A 5,346-nucleotide genomic window follows, 5' to 3' on the forward strand; every position below is an offset into this window, starting at 1 on the left:
CGGCACCTCTGTCTTTCCCACCTCCCTGATCCGCGCCGCGAGCCGAACGCTAGACTCATCGGGTGCCTGAATCTCAATCACCGCAGTCCCCCGCCCCGGATGGCTCGTCGTCGAATCCGTCCGACGCGAACCGAACGAACGACGGTTCCCCAGCCCCCACCTCGGCGGGTCCCGGTACTGCGTCCACCGGCCTCAAGGTCGGGATGAAGCCGCGCCACCTGGTCATGATGAGTCTGGGATCGGCCATCGGCGCGGGCCTCTTCGTCGGATCGGGCGAGGGCGTGCAGGCGGCCGGCCCGGCGGTCCTCATCTCCTATGCGGTGGCGGGGCTCATCGTCATCTTCGTCATGCGTGCGCTCGGCGAGCTCGTTGCCGCGGACCCGAATCCGGGTGCGTTCTCGCATTACGCGGGCAAGGCCATGGGCCCGGCTGCAGCCTTTGCCGTGGGTGCGCTGTGGTGGGTCCAGCTCTGCCTCGTCGTTGCCGCCGAGGCAACCGCTGCCGCGCAGATCGCCGCCAACTACATTCCGGCGGTCCCACAGTGGGTCCTCGCACTGGTGATCATGATCGTGTTCACGGCGATCAACCTCACGACCTCGGGCAGCTTCGGAGAGTTCGAGTTCTGGTTCTCGCTCCTCAAGGTCGTATTCGTCGCGCTCTTCCTGGTCCTCGGGATCGCATACCTCCTCGGCTGGACGCCTGCGGCCCCGCCCCAGGAGATCTTCGCCGAAGGGTTCATGCCCACGGGTCTGCCCGGTATCGCAGCCGGTCTGCTCGTCGTCGCATTCGCCTTCGGCGGCATCGAGATCGTGGCCGTCGCCGCTGCCGAGACTGCCAATCCCACGCGCAGCGTCACGCGGGCGATCCGGACCATCGTGTGGCGCATCCTGTTCCTCTACATCGGCTCGGTGGCCGTCATCGTCCTCGTCCTGGACTGGACCGATCCGCGCCTGGCCGACTCACCCTTCGTCGCCGTCCTCGACACTGCCGGCCTGCCGGTCGTCGCATCGCTGCTGGCCGCCGTCATCGTCATCGCACTGCTGTCGTCAATGAACGCGAACATCTACGGGGCGTCCCGGATGTCGTTCTCGATGTCCCAGAGGAAGATGCTGCCGGCAGTTTTGGGTCGCACCAATCGCCGAGGCGTCCCTGTTGCGGCCGTGCTCGCGACGTCGGCATTCGGGTTCGTCGCGGTGGCGCTCAACTACTTCTGGGCCGCCGAGGTGCTTGGCGTGCTTCTGCGGATCGTCGGCTCGACACTCATCGTCACCTGGGTCGCGACCTTGGTCTCGCAGATCATCATCCGACGTCGCGCCGAGGCGGCCGGAGAGACACTCCCGCTGAAGATGTGGCTGTTCCCGTGGCTGTCGTATGCGACCCTGGCGGGCATCGCTGTGATCATCGCCCTCGGTCTGACCGTCGAAGCCGTGCGCATTCAGATCATCGGGACGCTGATCTTCTCCGCTGCGCTTTACGGCATCGGCTACTTGGTCACGCGCCGCCTCAAAGCCTGAATAGACCCCGACCTGGGGTCAGTGCATTCACCCGCGCAGTGCCCTGGCCAGCCCAGCGAGTGCCGACGCCTGTCGGTTCGCCTGTCGATTCGGCTGCGGGTTCACCCGTCGGTTCGCCTGTCGATTCGACTGTCGATTCGCCTGTGGGTTCGACTGTGGGTTCGTCTGTCGATTAGTTTGTGGGTCGATGTTGGTCCGTCGTCCGGCCCGCGAGTCTGCCCGAGCGATCGCCCTCCCGATCCAGCCGTCGAGCATATCGAGCGTCTGAGCTTCGTGGCGCCCGAAATGTCGACCGGCGTATTCGTTCATATCCAGCGGCGAGATCCGCTCGATGGCCTCGAGGACGAGTCGGGCGGCCAGCGGCGACATCGGCAGTCGAAGTCCGGTCACGGCTCGCACTGCCTCGGAAGCGGCAGCAGTCGGCCGCCGCAGATGAGATTTGAGCGCTGCCCAATCGCCGTGCCGTGCGCTGAGCTCGGCGGCATAGGGGATGAAGACAGCGGGAACGTCGAAGACCGCTGCGGTCGGGACGCCGATGACCAAGGACCCGAGCTCACGCCGCAGTCTGCACACCGTTTCGCGTCGGCCCGCCACGAGGAACGCGGGCATGGCGGGCGGGCGCCAGAACCGGACGGTGCGGCCGACGGTTCTCTCGGAGAGGAATGCCGGGGAGAATACGACGATCTCGGAGCCGGGGAACATCGCCACGGCTCGCTCCACGTCACCATCGACCTGGCTGGTGAGCGCGATCAGCGGCGGACGCAGTCGCTCAATCGCTTCGCGCACCTTCGCATCGAGGTCGCCCGGCCGAGTGCTGACCACGATGAGATCCCAGGTCTCCGTCGCGGCCGTCGGCCAGTCGATGATAGGTACCCGGCATCTGTCGGTGCCAGGTAGACGGCGAGTGGACGCAGCTCCATGAGTTGCCGCACGACTGCCGCGTCCGAGAGCAGCCAGCTGCAGGGGTAAAGCAGAATCGCCAGGGCTCACAGTCCGTGACACGACGACCGCTTCATGGCGACGACCGAACATCGCAGCACCGGCGATGGCGATCGCGCCAGCTCCTTGGAACAGCACCCTCATTCGCCTATTCGCTCGCTTTCACAGTGGATTCCGGAACCCCTGATGCGATTCTCCGGAGGCCTGTTGGTCTGAACTTCTGCAGCCATGATTACCTGGGCCCGCGGACCTGAAGTTCCGGAGGCCTGGAGGCCCAGCCGTCTCAGGCCCGATAGATGAGCGCATTCGCGATGGCGGCGACACCTTCGCCTCGTCCCGTCAGCCCCAGCCCATCAGTGGTTGTGCCCGATACGGAGACAGGTGCACCGACCGCCGATGTGAGCGCGGCATGCGCTTCATCTCGTCGACTGCCGATCTTCGGACGATTGCCGATCACTTGAACCGACACATTGCCGATCTCGAAGCCAGCGGCACGGACCTGCCGTGCCGCCTCGGCGAGGAGCGACGCACCTGATGCACCGGAGAACTCCGGACGATCCACGCCGAAATGCTGACCCAGGTCGCCTATGCCCGCCGCAGAGAAGAGCGCGTCGCAGCAAGCATGAGCGGCCACGTCCGAGTCGGAATGCCCCTCGAGCCCTCGCTCGCCGGGCCAGAGGAGTCCGGCAACCCAGAGTTCGCGCTCAGGGTCGTCCGAAATCGCATGCACATCAACTCCGACGCCGGTGCGGGGTATGACCACAGTCATCGCTGCTCTCCTCGTTGGCTCTTATCGTCTCGTGTTGCTGCGGCTGCGTCGTCACGCAGTGTCGCAATGTGCTCGCCCAGGACAAGGTCGAGCGGATACGTGATCTTCAGTGCTTCCTCGTCGCCATCGACGGCAACAACATCTACGCCGAGGCGTTCGACCAGTCCGGCATCATCGGTCGCGACAGCCGAAAGCAGGCCGAGCTCGGCCACATCGTTGGCATATCTCTCGTGTGCTCGGCGCAGGGTGGTCGCAAGGAAACCTTGGGGAGTCTGGACTCGTCGAAGACTCGAACGGTCGAGATCGCCTCGCAGAACCTCAACGGGCTCAACCTCGCGATTCTCAGCTCGGCGGACGGTGTCGGTCATGGGCAGAACCGGGACAACTGCCTCGGCGCCGGAGCGGACAGCTTCGACAACTCGACGGAACACCTCGGGCGGAGTCAGAGCGCGTGCAGCATCGTGGACCAGCACGACTTCCGAACCACTGTCATGTTTCAAGGCCAGTTGCACAGACTCAACACGGTCCCGACCGCCTGCTACAGCTGTGATTTGAATATCGGATGCAGCGGAGTCGATAGCCGAGTCAGCGGCAGAAAGCTCGTCGATTTCGCTGCGCACGCGCATTAAAAACTCCTCGGGGGCGGCGACCACAATTGTGGAAGCCACTCCCGAGGAGATGATCGCTTCAAGACTGCGAGTCAGAAGGCTCCGACCGTGCAGACGGACAAGAGCCTTCGGCTCTGAACTGCCCAAGCGAGATCCCGACCCTGCGGCCGGAACGATGACGCAGGTACTCAGGACGCGAGCACTTCGTCCAGAATTGCCTCGGCTTCGGATTCCTCTTTCTTCTCGGCCAATGCGAGTTCAGAAACGAGGACCCTACGGGCCTGGGACAACATGCGCTTCTCACCGGTCGACAAGCCGCGATCCTGCTCGCGACGCCACAGGTCGCGAACTACCTCGGCGACCCTGATGACGTCACCGGACTGCAACTTCTCAATGTTCGCCTTATAACGACGAGACCAGTTGGTGGGCTCTTCGATGAATTCTGCGCGGAGGACGTTGAAGACCTCTTCGACACCTTCTTCACCGACAACATCTCGCACTCCGACGAGATCGCAGTTTTCAGCGGGGACCTCGATCACTAGATCGCCATGGGCGACCTGGAGTTTGAGGTACAGTTTCTCCTCACCTTTAATGGTTCGTTTTTTGATATCTTGGATTGTCGCTGCACCGTGATGTGGATAGACAACTGTCTCGCCGACCTCGAAACTCATATTCTCTTCAAACCCCTTTCGCGGACCTCCAGTTTACCATGAGGCGCGCCACAGAAATCGCTCAGGGTTGGGATTCTTCGTGCTAGGCTCCGCCGCTCACGGCAATTCGCGCGGGTCCGTCTGGATCGATGCAGGCGAACTCACACATGATCTGGACGCGGGTTCTACAGCGGGTCAAAAAACGGGTAGTATACAGACTGATCTTGTATTGCCACTTCAAGGAGCAAAATGAAACGGCACAACCGCGCGGCCATCGCAGTTGCCGCACTCGCTCTCGTTCTTCCCGTCAGCGGATGTGCAAGCCTGCTGTCTCCACACCAGACAGCTGACTACCACTACAACGCCGGTGACGGCGCCTGGGGAACCGTCGGAGACGTCGAGGTTCGCGGTCTCATGCTCGTCATGGACAAGTCCGGTGATGGACCTGCTCAACTGTTCTTCACACTCGTGAACAAGGGCGACTCAGCCGCCGATGTCACGCTGAAGCTGTCCGGCGAGACCTTCAAGGAATCCGTCGACGCAGGACAGACCTTCGTGCAGGACCCGAAGAGCTCCGCCTCGACGAAGTCCAAGCCACTCGTCATCGACAAACTCGATGCGAAGCCCGGTGACCTCATCGACATCGATGTCAAAGTCGGCGGAGACGAGAAGACCATTCAGGCACAGGTCCTCTCCAACACCCTGCCGTACTACAAGGACTCCATTCCGACCGAGTCACCATCGAACGTGCCGAGCGAAGACGCCACGCAATCCGGTCAGCCGACGGAGTCAGCTGCCGCCAACGGCTGATCGCCGCAGACGGACGGCAACAGCCGATCTGACAGACAGAGGGAGCCGCTCACATC

The 5,346-nt window shown here is 63.1% G+C and carries 6 protein-coding genes; 2 read left to right on the forward strand and 4 right to left on the reverse strand.

Features of this window, described 5'->3' with window-relative positions; genetic code table 11:
- Nucleotides 1-62: 62 nt before the first annotated feature.
- Nucleotides 63-1,514, forward strand: a complete 1,452-nt coding sequence (locus tag MPN20_RS16845) for an amino acid permease (RefSeq protein WP_242783991.1) — start codon at nt 63-65, stop codon at nt 1,512-1,514.
- A gap of 27 nt (nt 1,515-1,541) precedes the next feature.
- Here MPN20_RS16845 and MPN20_RS16850 read toward each other — a convergent pair whose 3' ends face one another.
- The 4 genes from MPN20_RS16850 to MPN20_RS16865 form a co-directional block, all read right to left on the reverse strand.
- Nucleotides 1,542-2,597 (reverse strand): hypothetical protein, encoded by a 1,056-nt coding sequence (locus MPN20_RS16850; protein ID WP_242783993.1) that lies wholly within the window; start codon nt 2,595-2,597, stop codon nt 1,542-1,544.
- A 139-nt stretch (nt 2,598-2,736) separates the two neighbouring features.
- Nucleotides 2,737-3,222: a 2-C-methyl-D-erythritol 2,4-cyclodiphosphate synthase gene (ispF, locus tag MPN20_RS16855; protein WP_242783995.1), complete on the reverse strand. Its 486-nt coding sequence runs from the start codon at nt 3,220-3,222 to the stop codon at nt 2,737-2,739.
- On the reverse strand, nt 3,219-3,977 hold the full coding sequence (locus MPN20_RS16860) for a 2-C-methyl-D-erythritol 4-phosphate cytidylyltransferase (protein ID WP_242783997.1): 759 nt from the start codon (nt 3,975-3,977) through the stop codon (nt 3,219-3,221). Before MPN20_RS16860 ends, ispF begins: the two co-directional genes overlap by 4 nt.
- A 41-nt stretch (nt 3,978-4,018) precedes the next feature.
- Entirely contained in the window at nt 4,019-4,501 is a 483-nt protein-coding gene (locus MPN20_RS16865) for a CarD family transcriptional regulator (RefSeq protein WP_242783999.1), read from the reverse strand.
- Nucleotides 4,502-4,729: 228 nt separating this feature from the next.
- Here MPN20_RS16865 and MPN20_RS16870 point away from each other — a divergent pair, with 228 nt between their 5' ends.
- On the forward strand, nt 4,730-5,290 hold the full coding sequence (locus MPN20_RS16870; protein ID WP_242784001.1) for a hypothetical protein: 561 nt from the start codon (nt 4,730-4,732) through the stop codon (nt 5,288-5,290).
- Nucleotides 5,291-5,346 lie beyond the last annotated feature (56 nt).

This window comes from Brevibacterium sp. ZH18 (assembly GCF_022748595.1).
Lineage (GTDB): Bacteria > Actinomycetota > Actinomycetes > Actinomycetales > Brevibacteriaceae > Brevibacterium.

Coding starts and splice junctions, on each gene's coding strand:
- MPN20_RS16870 (WP_242784001.1), top strand. CDS start 4,730: ATGAAACGGCACAACCGCGCGGCCATCGCAGTTGCCGCACTCGCTCTC.
- ispF (WP_242783995.1), bottom strand. CDS start 3,222: ATGACTGTGGTCATACCCCGCACCGGCGTCGGAGTTGATGTGCATGCG.
- MPN20_RS16850 (WP_242783993.1), bottom strand. CDS start 2,597: ATGAGGGTGCTGTTCCAAGGAGCTGGCGCGATCGCCATCGCCGGTGCT.
- MPN20_RS16865 (WP_242783999.1), bottom strand. CDS start 4,501: ATGAGTTTCGAGGTCGGCGAGACAGTTGTCTATCCACATCACGGTGCA.